We start from the raw sequence: 15,701 nt of genomic DNA on the forward strand, positions 1-15,701 counted from the left end.
GGTTAAACCCTCCTTCTCCTCGTTTGAACGACGTTCGATAAATTAACCTCGGAATCAGGAATCGGACTGATCATGCCAATCACCGGAAGACCTGTCAGGTCCTCAATGTCGTCCTCCGTCTTCACTGTCGTATCCAAGTACTCGAGAAGGAACGCAATACCGACACCAAGCATGAGTCCAATTACCGCTCCGATCGCTATGTTCAGCATTGGATCCGGCTTTACAGGAGACGGATTGGCAGGCATGACCGCAGGTGACAGGATATTGACATTATCCACGTTCATCAGCGTCGGGATTTCCTTCTCAAATACAGTTGCGATGGTGTTCGCGATGTCGACCGCCTGTTTCTGATTTGGGTCCTGTACGGATACAGTCACCACCTGGGAATTCTGCTCACTGTTCACGGTGACCTTCTGATTCAGTGAGCCGGCAGTTTCGTTGAGCTCAAGTTCCTCGATCACCTTGTTCAGGATCGCCGGGCTTTTGATGACGACATTGTATGTATTAATTAATTGGAGGTTGGTCTGGATATCCTGCGACGTGAACGCCTCGGACTGCCGCTCCGTCTGGTTGACCAGGATTTGCGTGGACGCCTGATAGATTGGAGTCATCACCAGGAAACTGATGACTCCGGCGATTGTGGCTGCAATGACCGTGCTCATAATAATCAGCCAAAGCCGCTTCCGCAGCGTCTTAAACAAGTCTTGTAGACTGATAGTTTCTTCCATTCTCACTTGTGCCCCTTTATCATTCTTTCGACTGTAAATTGTCTATAACTTCCTCAGTATATCATGCTATTCTCACAAATTGTGACAATAATTTCATCTATCTGCTAAAATGAGAGAGAAATCATGCTTTTTTACATTCAGTTAACAAATTGGTGAAAGGAGGATCCATTTTTTATGAAGAAAGGACTTGTAACGGTGCTGGTCCTGATTGCCTGTATCGGTGTATTACTCCTTAGCTACCTTTCTTGGAACGAGAAAGTCAAAGAAGCAGGCGCAGAGCCGGTGAATCGCCCCATTAAGCAGGAAGCACCCGCTGAGGGAGCGAATGATCAGGCTGAGGATCCTGAAGAAGAATTAGAAAAAGCAGCGGCCCCATCCGGTGAGGAACTCTCCAATCTGACAGCTAACCTTCCGGAAAGCACAGTCGAGATGCTGATGAGCCGTCTTGACTCTGAAGAGCCAGTCCAGCTGCTCGCCGTCGGAAGCAGTTCCTTCGAAGAACCGGCCAATCAACTGGCTGACGCATTGGATGATGCTTATGGAGGCTGGATTGAAACGGACGTCCAGACATTCAGCGGAACATCCGAATCGTTCATGCAGGATGGCATCGGGGAAATCGACTGGAAAAAAGGCTATGACCTTGTCGTCTACGAGCCATTCACCCTCAATAACAATGGACTGGTCGTCATTGAAGACGAACAGGAGGATGCCCTTGAGGTACGGGACCGTGTCCGGGAAGAAGTTGAAGATGCCGCGTTTTTCATCACACCACCCCAGCCGATCCATGAGCCGAACTATTACTTGACCCAGATTAACGCCCTACATAAGTTCGTCGATAACCGGGATATCCCATTCATCGATCACTGGAAACAATGGCCTGACGCAGACTCTGATGACATTCTGGATTATGTGAATGAGGAGTACCAGCCAACAGACAAAGGTGTCGAGGTCTGGGCCGAGAGCTTAAAAGAGTACTTTATTGCATCCTGATACTGAAAGAAGCTGCCGCCCGATTGCCGGGTGGCAGCTTCTTTTAGGTAATCTCTCGTACTGAACTGGTAACCACTCGTTCACCTGATTTTGCGTTGAATCCTCGAATGAGGAGTGCCGACAGGAACACAAACAGGTAGTGTAACGGGTGGACGCGGAACAGCTGATCCTCGACAATCTGATGCGTCAATAGGGCGACGAGGAACGCCGCAATAAACAGAACTACCAACGGGTCCTCCCGATTCTGGAGGCGCCACACGATCAGCACGGCAAGCATGCCGAGAAACAGGAAAAAGAGATGCAGGCCGACAAATCCGGTTTCCGCAAGCAGCTTCAGATAAAAGCTGTGTGGCCCGATTCCGATATCCGCTTCTCTCAGGACTGCGTTCGACATGCCAAAACCGGTCCCGATTACGGGATGCTCCTGCGCAATTTGCAGGATGTACGACCAAGCCGACTCCCGCCCATTGAGACCGCTCCCGATTCTCGCCGATACCCGCTCCGCCGCCGACCAGCCGACAAGCAGCAGGGCCCCAAGCGGGATGATGGAAATCAGCAGGCGTTTTTTAGATACCCTCGGTCGCTGGGCCGCACCTGTGGTGACAGCAAGATAAAATATGGCGGATGCTGCTAGCGCGACCATCGATCCCCTCGACTCCGTGAGGAGTAGCACACCGGTATTCAGAAACACAGCCGGAATGAACAGCCAGGTGTTGATGATCTTCTCCCGCTTCAGATAAAGGAGCGCCAGCAGAGCAAAAAACACCCAGATGCCGAGCGTATTCGGATTGTGCGTCAGACCACTGAGCCGCCGGCCCATATGAAGCTGATCCATTACATATGGCCCTATCTCTATAGCCAGCCACCTCCCCGCTTCAATCGCCCGGTCACCGAACACCCAACCAATCAGCGTGTACAGTGCATGCACCGTGCCGGAAACGGCAAGAATGGCCATGACCGCGTTCAGCAAGAGTTTCGGACGGCGGACGTAAAGAACTCCTAGCAGAAGTGCTACCGTAGGGAATAGAATTTTTAGATAGTAGTGCAACGAGTAAACAGGATCCTCGGTGATCAGCGTACTGATGTACCCCCAGGCAAAAAGCAGAATCAGCGGCACTTCCGCCCGAGCAACAAGCGGCCGTTCCGGTGCCGCCTCTGCCATCGGCTTCAGCAAAAACAGCAGCCCGCCAATCGTTACAGCACTGATCAGGAATGAGGCGCTGAACATGCCGAACGTCTGGAGCATGATCAGGGCGAACAGCAACATGATGAACGGATCAATGGCCAGTTTCCGTTTCGGCCGTTCCGGTGATGAACCGGTTATCGGCGTTTCATTTTGATTTTCTGGTGTCACGCTGTCTTCAATGTTTTCTTCGGGACTTTCGCCCGCAGTCGGGGTGTTGGACATGTTCGTTCCCTCCCTGATCGTTAACAACAACCGGACCGGCCTCCTGAAGCGGGGGCCGGTCCGTCGGTTTATTCGATTTCCAGGTGCTGCTTGAGTTCAGACGAGACGGCATTCAGTTCTTCTTCATTCATCATGTAGTACCAGATGCCGTCGATCCTCTGTCCCTGCCCTTTTTCAAAATAAAGCTGATCAACCTGCCCTATGGCCCCCCGGTAGTCCTGCAGCCCGAGCATCTCATCCAGCGTCATGTTCGTTCGGATGTTCTTGCCGATTGCCCCGAAAATGCTCTGGTAGTTCAGGATACTGTTGGCGGAAGCCCCTTCCCTGAGAACGCCCATGATGACGTCTTTCTGGCGATCCTGACGGCCAAAGTCTCCGTTCGGATCCTGCTTCCTCATCTGCACGTAGGCGAGCGCCTCTTCCCCGTTCAGTTCAACCGGCCCTTCCGGGAAGGTGTACTGGCCGGATTTGAAGGACATGTTGTTTTGCACGGTGACACCGCCGACCGCATCAACAATATCCTGGAAGCTTTCCATATTCACTTGGACCACATAATCGATCGGGATATCCAGCAGGTTTTCCGTACTGTCCATCGCCATCTCGATGCCGCCGAAGGCATACGCATGGTTCAGTTTGTCCTGGGTGCCCCTGCCGACGATCTCCGTATATGTATCCCGCGGGATGCTGACCATCTTCGTTGTTTGTTCTTTCGGATTGACAGTGAGCACAATCATCGTATCCGAGCGGCCGCGGTCCCCTTCCCGCTCATCGACCCCCAGAACCAGTGTGGAGAACGGCTCCTGGTCATTTAAGCTAACCGGCTTTTCACGCTTCTCGGAAGCCTCACGCTCGATCGGCTCGTGCACGGTATCGAGCGTATCCGTTAAATCTTTATATACCATCGCCACATACACACCGACCGCAACCAGAATCAGAACGATCGGCCCGACAATCCACGGCCAGATCCGGCGTTTCCGCTTTTTGCGGCGCCGCTTGCGATTCTCTTCCATTTCTCATTCCCCTGTCTTTCTTCTATTAGTAAAGTCTAAACATTGTAAACCATTATAAGCGATATCAAGGAAAAAGGCTCTATTAAATGTGAAAAAATTGGTAGAGTGGAGGCTATTATTGATTGGACGGCAAAGAGTGGTGTGAGGTTCCATGATGAATGGATGGCACAAAAAAGACTTCCGGGAAGGCCGGAAGCCTATTTGGAAAGTTGGATTTTTCTTTGACTGAGCTCTTCGCGGACGGCTGTCTTCACCAATTCAGGCCCTGCACTCGCATACAGATTGATTAAATCGGATGTGGTCATACTCTGCATACGCTCACGGATGGTCCCTTCCCGGTCATCCGGTTTGGACCGGTACGTCTCCATCCACTCCACCGCCAGAAAGTAAAACTGCGCCTCCGTGATCTCCAACAAATTCTGTCCCATCGTGACCCCTCCCCTATACTTGTATATAGAGAGCTTGGTCAATAGAGTGACATCCTATACCTGCAGAGAGATAGTCAGTGAGTGATTAGCCCGGAAAAATGGTGTTTAATAAACCTATACTTATCTGAAAGCAGGTGCGGCAGATGATCAAAGAAACATTCAGGGAAGCACTGATCGCAGCGGCAGCCATCATGGTCTTAAAAAGCATTGTGAAGGTGCTGAACAATCCTTCCTATTTCTCAGAGATGTTCGCTGACGGCATTGGCTATGGAATCGGTGTGCTCCTCGCCTCCTACGTCGCCATTTTCGTCTTCTTTTTCCTCCTCATGCTTGCAGTAAAAAAGTTTTCCCGGCCAAGGAAAGCTGCATGAACATCAAACAGGGCTGTCGCCTGACAGCCCTGTTTCTTTTATCCTTTCAGCAAAAGCGGATCCTTACCATAATCCACCCGCTTTTCGACCTCACCGTCTTCATCATGGATCAGCAGCTCCGCTTCCTCACGCATGGCGATATCCTGCGCGATTTTGACGGCTTCTTCCTGTGTCTGGACAAAACAGAAAGGTTCCGGCTCACCCGCCGCTTGAATCGCCCATTTGCCGTCCATCGGAATTACATGCTGGTCCTGACCCATCAGACTCACTCCTTTGATTGATCTTCCTAACTGTTTTCCCGCTAGTTAGCATCATAAATCTGTGTACTAATCGGCTTTCTTAGCTATGTGCATGATAGTTAGGATCCGCGATTATGTCAAACCTACTAATCTCTTATGGCCACCAATAACCTGAGGAGAATCAGAGGTAATTCTAGCCACAATAAAAGGCGCCCGCAAGTGGACGCCTTCTTATTGTTCCCGCTCTGCATGCACCAGCAGCCGCTGGTAGTTTTGCGGGTACGGATGGCAGGTGAGGAGGGTGGCGAGGTCTTTGCCTTCCTGGATTTCGAGCGAGTCCGTCTCGTCGGGATAGATGATTTGCTGGGAGGTGACCCGGTAGGTGAGCTTGCCGTCCATCGTATGAATGTAGAAGACGTCGCTGGGGCGGAGGAATCCTTATGAGCTACTACCTCGACCGACTCGAGCTGCCACCTTCATCCCCTTCTGTCGCGACCAATCATACGCGGGCTCCCACCTACGATTCTTTAACACCCGTTCCCTTCCGCCGGAGCCGGACCCCATCCAATCCACTCATTAAGTCCAATCGGTACACCCTCTTCACAGACTTACCGTCCTTCTTCAAATCAAACATCCGTAATATGCGGCTCGCCGCATGCTTATCCTTAATCCCCAGAAACTTTCTCAGCTGTAGATTACTGATCGTGGGGCGGATGAGAAGCAGCCAATCGAGGATCACCTCGCCGTAATCCGACTTCATCGCAGTCTTGCACGGCCCACAAGACACCTTCCGTTCTGAATCCCGCTTCATCTTCATTCCGCATCGGCCGCACACCCATCCCCGGATCAGCCATTCGGATTCACATCGAATTTCGTGCATAAGGGGAACCGGTCGAAGCGATAGCGCTCGAGCGCATGCATACCAGCAACGTGGTCGAACGTCTTTTCATCGATGTATAGCTCCGTTAATGCGCATTCACGCGCCAGATAAAACGGCACCTCCCTCGCCGGGAGAATGGGCGTGCCGTCCGGCAAGCCTTCCCATGTGTTCTGGTAAGTGAATGCAATCCGCCCGTCCACTGGAAGAGCGATTTCCCGTCGGCCCAGCCACTCCCTAACAGCTGCAACTTGCGACTCCAACTGTAGTATCGGGCACTTCATCGTCAGAATCGTCCCATCCTCATTTTGGCGCTCCAGGCGACGCGGATTCTCCCGGTAGATGAGCGTCCCCCAGATCCGCTTCGCCTTCAAGATCAGATTCCATGCGTCGTCAGTACAAGTGTATCGATTTGGATGATTTGTTCCTCATCCATCTGTACCTCTAGAGCCTTCAGCACCTTTACCTGTCCTTCCAGCTTCGTCCGGCGGAGAAGCCGGTCCACCTCCAGCTCACCCTGATACCCTGCTTTCGCAACAGCCAGCTCATCCGCGAACGACTGCCGCTTCGGGTGGTTTTCCGGTAGCCTAATCTGCATCCGCTCCAGTGCGTACAGGTAGATTGGATAGCCCCGTTTGACCTCCATGATGACCCTACCTTGGGGGCAGGATAGCAGTTGGGCCGCGCGCTGGCGAATGGGCATATTCTGAATTTGATCATGTATTTTTTAGGGAAATTGGATTTTGCCGGAGAGTGATACCAAGTGCAAAAGTGCATACTCCGTGTCTTGACTGCGTTTGAGGCAATAGTATTCACTTTCCAAATTTCAAAAATGAGACCTTTGAGGGAAGGTTTTCGGCTGCACCGAAAACCAAATGACGATTAGTGTCATCCTCGTCACCCCAAACTATTGTCCAATCCCCACCAAACGCTCCCTAATTACAACGAACCACCTCCCAACCCTGAATTATCACCATGCTCAGCCGAATTACAACTTCTCACTATTAATACAAGCCTTGCTCAATCTGCCAGAACAAAGTACGATTAACAGTAAGAATGTTTCGTGATTAGGAGGGGTAGAATGGGGGAAATTATAAATACACTCAATAAATTTCATGACCCTCAGCGATTGGAGTATTTGTACCACGGTACGAGCTCTCATTTCTTCCCATCACTGCTTAAAGGAATTGATAGCAGTAGGTCTCAAGCAACCAAAGACTTTGGGCAAGGCTTCTATGTAAGCAGCAGTTATTCAGTTGCAGCCAGCAATGCGCAGAAAGCAGCCAATCGGAATACTGGCTCATTGCCAATCGTATTTACTTACAAGCTTAATCCCGCATATATGAATAACCGATATTCTATATTGGTGTTTAAAGAACCTGATGAAGATTGGCTCGGCTTCATTCTCAGTAATAAGTGTCCTACAAAAGAGAAGTCCAGATTGCACTATCCAAATAGATTTCCCGGATATCATGATATTATTTATGGACCGTTGGCTGACGGTTTCCCAGCTTTCATGGCCACAGTTAAAAAATTCGAAAAGACCAATCCCATAACGGAAACGGATCAAGTCTTATTGCTTGAACGTGTGAGTGCTGGATTTGATTTCCCTTCTAACGATCAATTTGTCTTCAAAAATCAATATGATGTGAATTCCATGCTGACCAGAACCAAAATCACGGTCCTAAAAGGAGGGCATCTGAAATGAAACCTGACTTTACACCTGAGGAACTCTATCAAGCTTATGCCCCAGAGGTTTACTCATATATGGTCAAAACACTTGGTCGCAGTCCCGAGGAAGCACGCAGAATACTAAGAGTTACTCGCTTCCAACAGAAGTTCACCTCAAACACCAGCGACTACGATTTTGCTACCCCCGGGGAAGTCGCCGAAGAGCTGATCCGTTCACTCAAACCAAAAACTACGGGCAAACACAATTTCCGCTCAGTCACTGGCAATCATCAAAATCGGCGAGTCATTATCGGTCCCAAAGGCACTGCAATTAAGATTGCGCGTGCGAGTCATCCAAATGCTCACAGAGCAGAATCCTCTTCACACTACAGCAAGTAACCGCAGCTTCTCTTGTACTTAAAGAGAGCTGCTTTTTTTAGTTCCATCCCACTAACCACTCTCGAAAGAAACGAACCACCTCCTACCCCCTGAATGACCACCTTCCCCAAGCGAATGACTACCTCCCATCCTCCACCGTTCACTGAACCTCCAACAAAATAAGGTTTCCAGCTTAGCCGGAAACCTTATTCACATCCCTACACTCAACAGAATGGACAATGTAATAATACTCAATAACGTGGTTACCAGTTTATTGCTCGACACCAGTCCGGGCTCCGCGTCGTATACCACTGCCAGCAACGTTGTGGTTGCCGCACTCGGGTGGAAGCGATGACAATAAACAGCATGCTGATCATCGGGTCCAGCTCGAGCACCTGGATCCGTTTTCCGACTGCCCTGCACCAATATCAAGAGCAAAATCGATGGAGCCGAATGCCATGCGCTTGACTCTGCTGCTTGCCGCAGCGATTCTGCTGACATTTTGGATTCCTGCTGCTGTTTCCAGGAGAGGGATCACTTCAAAGTCTTTTCCGATCCCCTTTGAATCCAGCAAACGGTCGACGAGAATCAGGTCATGCTCGTCATTGGTTTTCGGAAGCATGATTTCTTTCAGGCAGGAAGACTGGTGATTCCAGACCAGGCTCAGCTTATCCAGAAAATAAAGCGTTTCACCCTCAAATAAGCGGACTTGCTTCCCATCTTCAGGAATTCAGATGCACATCGCGGGCCCCTTCTTTATCTTCCGGAGCCACAGCATATTCCAGGTCAATGATCAGAGCATCCGCGTCTACCCTGCCCGCCTCTTCTTCAGATGCTTTTCACTGTTTCCCGCTACGAACATCAACGATTTCAACTTCATCACTTCCCACCCGCCACTTTCTCTCGTCCGTACTGTGCAATCTCCAATTCTGAAAATCCGAGTTCGGCTAGAATTTTCTCGTTGTGTTCTCCCACATACGCGGGATCGGGTCCATCCTGGCTTCAAACGTTTCGAATGTCGCCGGCCGCAGCAGAGCCTGGATCTGGCCTACCGGGGTTTCTACATCCCGCCAGCGGTTTTCTCGCTTCCAAACCACGGAGGACGGCCAGGCAGGAAATATAAATGGGACTGCCAATCGGCAGTCCCTTCCCTTTTCACTTGGGCATTAGAGTGTTAGTTCCCACTAAGAGGTGGATGAGTTCTTACCTCATCCTCATGGATGCCCACGAAGTCGGTTTAAGTTCCCACCCATAAACAATCAGGTACGCCTTCTTATCGCTCCCGCTCCGCATGCACCAACAGCCTCTGGTAGTTTTGCGGGTACGGGTGGCAGGTGAGGAGGGTGGCGAGGTCTTTACCCTCCTGGATTTCGAGGGAGTCGGTCTCGTCGGGATAGATGATTTGCTGGGAGGTGACCCGGTAGGTGAGCATGCCGTCCATCGTATGGATATAAAAGACGTCGCCGGGCCGGAGTTTGTCTAAGTGGCGGAACATGGTTTTCGTCCACATGCCGCGGTGGCCGGCGAGTACCGTATGGGTACCGGTTCCGCCGAGCGGAAGCGAGGATCCTTCCACCTGGCCGACCCCTTTGTTGAGCACGGCGTCGGAAGAGCCCAGGTAGATCGGGGTATGAAGGTTAAGCTTCGGGATTTCAAGCGCACCGAAAGCATCCTCGTCGCCAAATCCCATCGTTTCACTATACGAGACCATGAGTGCCTGCTGGTCCCCCCACGGATCATGCAACCCATCAAGGTCGTTGTGAATCTCGTCATTGTACCGGCGGGCCCGCTCCATTAGTTCGGTGATATCTGAATCGGACATGCCGTCCAGTGCCGTCCTGAAATCCTCCGCCTGCCGCTCTTGCAGTTCGCGGTTGACCAGCTGGGCAATGTGAGGATAAGCCATGATCAGAAGCCCGGCGGCGAACAGCAGGATGATTCCCTTATACTTCTTCACGTTTCGCCACCTTCTTTCTGATCAGGTAGAAGATGTATCCGACAATGAGCAGGGCGAGCGCGGCAAGTGCATAGACATGCCACTGCAGCTCCTCTTCCAGTGCGGCGATCTGTTCCTCGTCTTCCGGTTCAAACGGGACACGCTTGCCGGTAACGAGCAGGCGATGGGTATTGATCATGTACGGGTCGCATGTAAGCAGTGTGACGAGCTCTTCGCCTTCCTTCATCTGAAGCCAGCCGGTTTCATCGGGAAGGACCGCCTCGATATGCTGCACCTCGTACGCCATCGTTTCATCGAGTACCTTTACGTAAAACTTGTCTCCGATTTCCATCCGATTCAGGTGGCGGAACATCTTCGCTGTCGGAAGCCCGCGGTGGGCCGTCAGGACGCTGTGTGTGCCGGGTTTGCCGGTCGGAAGCGATGATTGCTCGAGGTGGCCGACCCCCTGTGACAGCACCTCCTCGCTCGTACCGTGGTAGATGGGCAGATCGGCACCGATCTTTGGAATCTCTAAAGAACCGATCGCTGGCCCGATGTTCAGGGCATCATAATAACTGCGGCTTTCTTCATCTTCTCCAGAACCTGCCGTTTCCAAAAATGGATCGACGAATTCGTGATCCATCCCGGCAAGTTCCTCATTGTGACGATCCGCTTTCTCCTTTTCCAGCTGGAGCTCCTCGGCGGTCATGCCTTTGACCGTCTTGTCATACTCACTGACGACGGACTGGTGGACCTGAGTGGAAAAGAGGTTGGAGACAATCGGATAGGCAAACACCCCAAGCCCGATCAGGAATATCACTGCCAGCACGATTTTTTTCTTCATGTGTCCCCCACCCCATCCTCAAACTCGTCGCTCATTTTTATTGAACACCCGTCCACCCGTGGACCGGTCTTCAATAAAAACAAAACGGGGGAGAAAAGGTTTCTCCCCCTTTTACATCAGTCTTCTTCCGTTTCTGTTTGGCGGCGGCGCATGAAGAGCACGGATGCACTCATCATGAGCATGAGGCCGATTCCCGTGAAGAGTGTGGTTCCGAGACCACCGGTTGTTGGGAGGACCCAGGCGGACTTGGAGTTTTTGACCTTGGTTTCTGTCAGATTTTTGTTCACAATTTCAACTTTGATTGCCTTGGTCAGGATACGATAGGACTTCAGCTTGCCCTCGCCGTCCGTGTACGTCGGCGCCTTTGTCTCGTGGAGATAGTACGTGCCCGGTGTGAGGCCGGTAATGTTAAATGTACCTTTACCGTCTGTCGTCAGGTTCTGAAGGAGGCCATTGTAAGTCGTTTCGTTCAACTTAACGACATCACCCATTGCCGATGTGTCGATGATGTTGTTGCCGGCTTCATCAGAGGTGAGCTTGAACTCCGCTCCGGATAGCGCCTTATCGTCCGCAGCATCTATCTTGAGAACGTTAAGATCGCCTTGTGTTGGTGTGACGATCGGTGGGTTTTTAGGATATTCAGGTGTTGTCGTCGGTTTGTTTATTGTTCTCCAGCCAAAATTGTTGTCGAAGTCGAGCTGGGCTGTGTTTTCAATGCCGGTTTCCGCTATGGCATCCGGCTTGATTTTTGCGTTGAAGGTAATTTTAATTTTGCCTCCTTTGAGCTGGGAAGGTTTCGCAGTCCACTTGAGCGTCTGGCCGTCCTGAGTGAATGTGAAGTCTTCATTGGAGGCACCGCTCACTACAGACCAGTCCCCCATAAACTCTAGCCGGTTGTCGAGAACATCGGTTATGATGAGGTCTTTGTATCGGTCGATGTCCTTAGGAGCGTCAATCGTGATGTTATAGTTGAAAACTTTATCGCGATCCATATCAAGCTCTTCGTGCCCGTTGGCGTCCTTGTCAATCGTCGGAACTTCATGGTTGGTTACGGTTCCTTCACTATCCACAAACCGATCAAACCCATCCCAAACTACTTCGGGTTTTTGGCTGTCCTTATTTTCTTTCTGAATCGTAAACCAGATTTTTGTCTCGTTCAGCGCGTAGCCCGTTGGTACATCGGTTTCCTGGAAGTAGTACTTGCCGGCTGCAAGTCCTGTGATATGGATCATGCCGTTGGCATCTGTGTCTCGCGCCGGAATCGGATCGCCATTGTTGTCAAGGGCTCCCGAGCCGTCTTTATTGAAGAGCTGGAACGTGACGCCTGCAAGCGGCGTACCTTTTCCATCAACTTTTTTCAGTTTCACGTCCGATCGGATTGTTTCGTTTTTCGGATAGATGTGGACGTTGTAGTTGAGCGCATCGCCTTTCTTGTTCGTCATAGGGATATCAACGAAGAAGGTATCTGGGTTCAGGAGAATGTGATCGGGACCGTTGGTTTCTTTCACTTTATATCGGCCAAGCTTAAGGCCGTCCGCCTTGGTAAAAGTGATTTTTCCGTCAGAACCTGTCATGCCTTTAATCTCAGTACCGTTTACCTCAGTCCATGTGTCGTTTTCTGGATTATAACTGTGCGTCTGGGTCAGGGTGAACTCGACACCTTCGACAGGTTCGCCCTCTGCCTCCTGACCGGCGTCGCCGGTTCCTTCTTTGCCAGTCCTCTCATCCGGCTCCTGCTCGAATTTATGGATGGTGAGGCTCGGGTTTGCCGGGTCACCAGATACCGTGTAGGCAAATGCCAGCTGAGGGATCATCAGTGCCATGAACAGCAGCAACGCAGACCAGAGGCGGAGCGATTTTTTCCGGTGTTTCGTCATTTCCATTCTCCTCTCACTCATACAATCTCTTTTTCTTCAACATCAGCAACATCGCCACTGCCATGACCAGTAACCCCACCATATAGAACGGGATCGTGCCGATTCCGCCGGTAGCCGGGAGTTCCCAGTCGGTCGGGGTGTTTTCGACCGTCCGTTCGGGGTTCAGCTGGTCTGCACCAATTTCGATCTCGAGCGGTTTCGTCAGGAGGCGGTAACCTTCCGGCGCCTTCGTCTCGACGAGCAGGTAACTGCCCCAGTCCAGGTTTTCAAAGAGAATCTTTCCGTCTGCACCGCTTGTTCCGGCAATGACTTTTCCGTCCTGGTCCCGGAGCTCGAACTCGGCCCCCGCGAGCGGATCACCCGCTTCGTCAACTTTCGTGACGGTAAGCGAACCGGTAATTGCTGTGTTCGTGACGACGAACTCGCCATTTGAACCGGTGCTGTAGGAAACTTTGTACCGCTCCGGCACTTCCGGTTCCGTCACGCTGTAGCTGATTGTCTTGCCGGTTTTGGCATCGTACTTTCGGAGGTCGGCGAAGGTGCTTGACCAGTTGTTTTCTCCGCTCAGGATGACGGTTTTCCCGGTCTCCTCGCCGTCTGCAAGAAGCTCGATCGTGACCGGTCCTGCTTCAGAACCGACCCATTCTTTGCGGACGTCGACGCTTGTTGTCGCGTCGTTTGTATTGGTGATGGTGAAGCCCGTATCTGCAGTTCCTCTGATGTCCGATGAATAGCCAGGCACCGGGACTTCTTTTACGGTGTAGACAATCTCCGCTCCGGTTTTTGCGTCATACTTCCGGAGTCCTTCGAAAGTGCTTCCCCAGCCGTTCTTTTCAGTGAGAACGAGGCTCTTCCCCGTCGGAGTGCCGTCTGCCAGGAGATTGACCGTCACCGACTCCGCTGCCGGGCCGATCCATACTTTGTCTACCTTGATGTCGATCGTGCCGTTGTGCGTATTCGTGAACGTGAACCCGTTTGTTACAGATCCGCTCAGTTGGGTAGTGTATCCCGGCACCGGCACTTCTTTGACCGTGTAGGCGATGGGTTCTCCGGTCTTGTCGTGGAACTTGTTCACGGTGAACGACCCGGTCCAGTTGTTCTTTGGATCAAGGGTGAGTGTCTTGCCGGAATCCGTTCCGTTGGCGAAGAGCCTGATCGTGACCGACTCTCCCTTTGGCCCGATCCAGACTTTGTTGACGTTGATCGTCAGCTGTTCGGGGGCATACGTGTTCGTGACGGTCAGCTTATCTAGTGTTTTCTTGTAGTTAGGTGGGACGGATGCTTCGTCGACGGTGAAAGTGTATGGACTGCCGAACGGATTGTACTTGGGAATATCGGTCCATGTGTGCGTCCAGGCCGGCGTTTCCGTCCCATTGACGACCTTCGTTCCGAGAGTCCGTTTGGCCTCGCCTGGTGCCTGGGCAATTAGCTGTAGCGTGATGGCAGGCCGCTCGGTTCCTCCGACCCAGACTTTATTGCCGGTTACGGATTGCATTGGAACGGTGACGATGAGATTGCCGCCAACGTCATGCCCGCCACCGATCCCTTTGATGAAGAACGGGATGCTCTGGTTATCCAGCAAGAAAAGATCAGACGAATTAAACTTGAACACGGTCCAGTGAGAGTCTTTTGTGTTGCCGTTCAGCCCGTCCGGCGGATACACTGTTCCGCCCACTTTAATGTCGACCCAAGCATTGTATTCATCGAATGTGTTGCTTTGGGCGACATTTGTTTTTCCCGGATAAAATTGCATATATTGCAGTGCATGCGTTGATTTCACCGCTACATGAACCTTGCCGTTACTGATCCACATCAGATGCGGAATCGTGTGGGCGTTCGTTGAGATGCCTTCCAGTTTGGTCGGGACCACAATTGCGTTGGGATCCGGCGTATAGGTACCGGGTGTCGCAATCGCCATCGGGGTCATCATGTCCGCCTCTACCGCAACTGGCGCTGTCGTGCCCACGATGATTTCCTTTTTGACTGCAACTTCCTTGGTCTTGCCTGCTTCAGGAGCGGGATCATCTTTTGATGGCGTTTCTTCAGCCGGTGCTGATTCTTGTTTCTCTGCCGTTGAATCCGCCGATTTCTCCGGTGCGCTTTCTTTTCCGGATGGTTCTTTCACTGGCTGTTCTGCAGGCTTTTCCGCTGGAGCGGCTTCCTCTGCAGAAGGCTTCTTCTCTTCAGCCGGTTGTGCAGCTTCTTTTGCCGGTTGATCGGCCTGTTCTGCGGTTTCCTTCTTCACCGGCTCCTCTGTTTTGGCATCCTGCTTTTCGGCCGTCTTTTCAGCCGGTTCCACAGCCGGTTTGTCCTCTTCCTTGACCTCCGGCTTGATCGCCTCGGTGCGGTCGGATGCCTGGTAGGTTCCGTCCGGATAGGCGACGACGGCTTTGATCTCAAGGATGGCCTGGTCCGGGCTGGTGACGGTCGCCTTCACGGTGAATGCCAACGTTCCGGTGCCTGGCGGGGACTGGACCGCATAACCGTCCCCGGTCTTGGAAACCTGGGCGTCCCCGGTGCCTGTAATGTCGGCCGGCGACAGACCCGCTCCGAGGCTGATGTTCGTCTGGATGCCCTCATGCTCAGCACCGGAGGCGTTAACGGTCACCCGCCACTGTACACTTTCTTCGGTCTGTGCTGTTTTCTCAACCTTGATCCGCCCGGCATCATCCGACTGTGCGGATGCCGATCCGCCAAGATTTCCGAAAACCGGAACCATCAGCTGCAGGACCAATAGAACAGCCAGTGCAGCGGATAGCCCCTTTAATCTCGACATGATCCCTCCTCCTTTCATACCTGAGTCACAGGTAGTCTCTTAAACTGTTTCTCTGATAGAGCAAAACAAGCCCTACATACCCATATTTATGAAACTTAAGAGGGATTTATGCCTAAAATAGAATAAAAGTTTTTAAAGTTGAACTTTAACGAAAGGTCTTTTGCACCA

16 protein-coding genes and 1 pseudogene are annotated in these 15,701 nt (G+C 51.7%); 4 read left to right on the forward strand and 13 right to left on the reverse strand.

Translation table 11 applies throughout. The features are described from left to right. Window positions 1–2 precede the first annotated feature (2 nt). Window positions 3–728 (reverse strand): YveK family protein, encoded by a 726-nt coding sequence (locus AV656_RS08675; RefSeq protein ID WP_063180894.1) that lies wholly within the window; start codon window positions 726–728, stop codon window positions 3–5. A 174-nt stretch (window positions 729–902) separates the two neighbouring features. Between AV656_RS08675 and AV656_RS08680 the strand changes: the two genes are divergently transcribed. Further along, window positions 903–1,718 carry a hypothetical protein gene (locus AV656_RS08680; protein ID WP_063180896.1) on the forward strand — a complete coding sequence of 272 codons (816 nt, stop codon included), beginning with the start codon at window positions 903–905 and terminating at the stop codon, window positions 1,716–1,718. 43 nt (window positions 1,719–1,761) lie between these two features. Here the strand turns inward: AV656_RS08680 and AV656_RS08685 are convergent, their stop codons facing one another. From AV656_RS08685 to AV656_RS08695, 3 genes are all read right to left on the reverse strand, one after another. Beyond that, a complete protein-coding gene (locus AV656_RS08685; protein ID WP_063180898.1) occupies window positions 1,762–3,156 on the reverse strand; it encodes an O-antigen ligase family protein in 1,395 nt (464 codons plus the stop codon). Window positions 3,157–3,194: 38 nt separating this feature from the next. Continuing rightward, the gene (locus tag AV656_RS08690; protein ID WP_063180900.1) at window positions 3,195–4,136 is read right to left on the reverse strand and encodes an LCP family protein; all 942 of its coding nucleotides are present in this window, start codon (window positions 4,134–4,136) and stop codon (window positions 3,195–3,197) included. A gap of 197 nt (window positions 4,137–4,333) precedes the next feature. Continuing rightward, a complete protein-coding gene (locus AV656_RS08695) occupies window positions 4,334–4,564 on the reverse strand; it encodes a hypothetical protein (RefSeq protein WP_063180902.1) in 231 nt (76 codons plus the stop codon). 143 nt (window positions 4,565–4,707) lie between these two features. On the opposite strand from AV656_RS08695, the gene AV656_RS08700 reads away from it, so the two are divergent. Next, complete coding sequence (locus AV656_RS08700) at window positions 4,708–4,935, forward strand: hypothetical protein (protein WP_063180904.1); 228 nt, start codon at window positions 4,708–4,710, stop codon at window positions 4,933–4,935. Between the two features lie 38 nt (window positions 4,936–4,973). Here the strand turns inward: AV656_RS08700 and AV656_RS08705 are convergent, their stop codons facing one another. The 4 genes and pseudogenes from AV656_RS08705 to AV656_RS08720 form a co-directional block, all read right to left on the reverse strand. After that, on the reverse strand, window positions 4,974–5,195 hold the full coding sequence (locus AV656_RS08705) for a DUF2188 domain-containing protein (protein WP_063180907.1): 222 nt from the start codon (window positions 5,193–5,195) through the stop codon (window positions 4,974–4,976). 210 nt (window positions 5,196–5,405) lie between these two features. Continuing rightward, window positions 5,406–5,594 (reverse strand): annotated as a pseudogene (locus AV656_RS16125) (sortase); the annotation flags it as partial. Between the two features lie 426 nt (window positions 5,595–6,020). Then, window positions 6,021–6,425 (reverse strand): hypothetical protein, encoded by a 405-nt coding sequence (locus tag AV656_RS08715; RefSeq protein ID WP_063180911.1) that lies wholly within the window; start codon window positions 6,423–6,425, stop codon window positions 6,021–6,023. A 2-nt stretch (window positions 6,426–6,427) separates the two neighbouring features. Next, window positions 6,428–6,697, reverse strand: a complete 270-nt coding sequence (locus AV656_RS08720) for an NERD domain-containing protein (RefSeq protein WP_063180913.1) — start codon at window positions 6,695–6,697, stop codon at window positions 6,428–6,430. Window positions 6,698–7,132: 435 nt separating this feature from the next. Between AV656_RS08720 and AV656_RS08725 the strand changes: the two genes are divergently transcribed. Both AV656_RS08725 and AV656_RS08730 read left to right on the forward strand, forming a co-directional pair. Further along, entirely contained in the window at window positions 7,133–7,759 is a 627-nt protein-coding gene (locus AV656_RS08725) for a DUF3990 domain-containing protein (RefSeq protein ID WP_063180915.1), read from the forward strand. After that, entirely contained in the window at window positions 7,756–8,121 is a 366-nt protein-coding gene (locus AV656_RS08730; RefSeq protein WP_063180917.1) for a hypothetical protein, read from the forward strand. Before AV656_RS08725 ends, AV656_RS08730 begins: the two co-directional genes overlap by 4 nt. Before the next feature lie 352 nt (window positions 8,122–8,473). On the opposite strand, the gene AV656_RS08735 is transcribed toward AV656_RS08730, so the two are convergent. The 5 genes from AV656_RS08735 to AV656_RS08760 all read right to left on the reverse strand — a co-directional run bounded on the left by AV656_RS08735 (window position 8,474) and on the right by AV656_RS08760 (window position 15,533). Continuing rightward, window positions 8,474–8,830 (reverse strand): aldolase/citrate lyase family protein, encoded by a 357-nt coding sequence (locus AV656_RS08735; RefSeq protein WP_331711553.1) that lies wholly within the window; start codon window positions 8,828–8,830, stop codon window positions 8,474–8,476. 543 nt (window positions 8,831–9,373) lie between these two features. Continuing rightward, complete coding sequence (locus AV656_RS08745; RefSeq protein WP_063180923.1) at window positions 9,374–10,057, reverse strand: class C sortase; 684 nt, start codon at window positions 10,055–10,057, stop codon at window positions 9,374–9,376. Further along, window positions 10,044–10,880: a class C sortase gene (locus tag AV656_RS08750; protein WP_063180925.1), complete on the reverse strand. Its 837-nt coding sequence runs from the start codon at window positions 10,878–10,880 to the stop codon at window positions 10,044–10,046. The genes AV656_RS08745 and AV656_RS08750 overlap by 14 nt, the downstream gene beginning before the upstream one ends. A gap of 116 nt (window positions 10,881–10,996) precedes the next feature. Next, window positions 10,997–12,757: a SpaH/EbpB family LPXTG-anchored major pilin gene (locus tag AV656_RS08755; RefSeq protein WP_063180927.1), complete on the reverse strand. Its 1,761-nt coding sequence runs from the start codon at window positions 12,755–12,757 to the stop codon at window positions 10,997–10,999. Window positions 12,758–12,770: 13 nt separating this feature from the next. Further along, entirely contained in the window at window positions 12,771–15,533 is a 2,763-nt protein-coding gene (locus AV656_RS08760) for a Cna B-type domain-containing protein (protein WP_063180929.1), read from the reverse strand. Window positions 15,534–15,701 lie beyond the last annotated feature (168 nt).

It is taken from the genome of Bhargavaea cecembensis, from assembly GCF_001619585.1.
Classification (GTDB): domain Bacteria; phylum Bacillota; class Bacilli; order Bacillales_A; family Planococcaceae; genus Bhargavaea; species Bhargavaea cecembensis_A.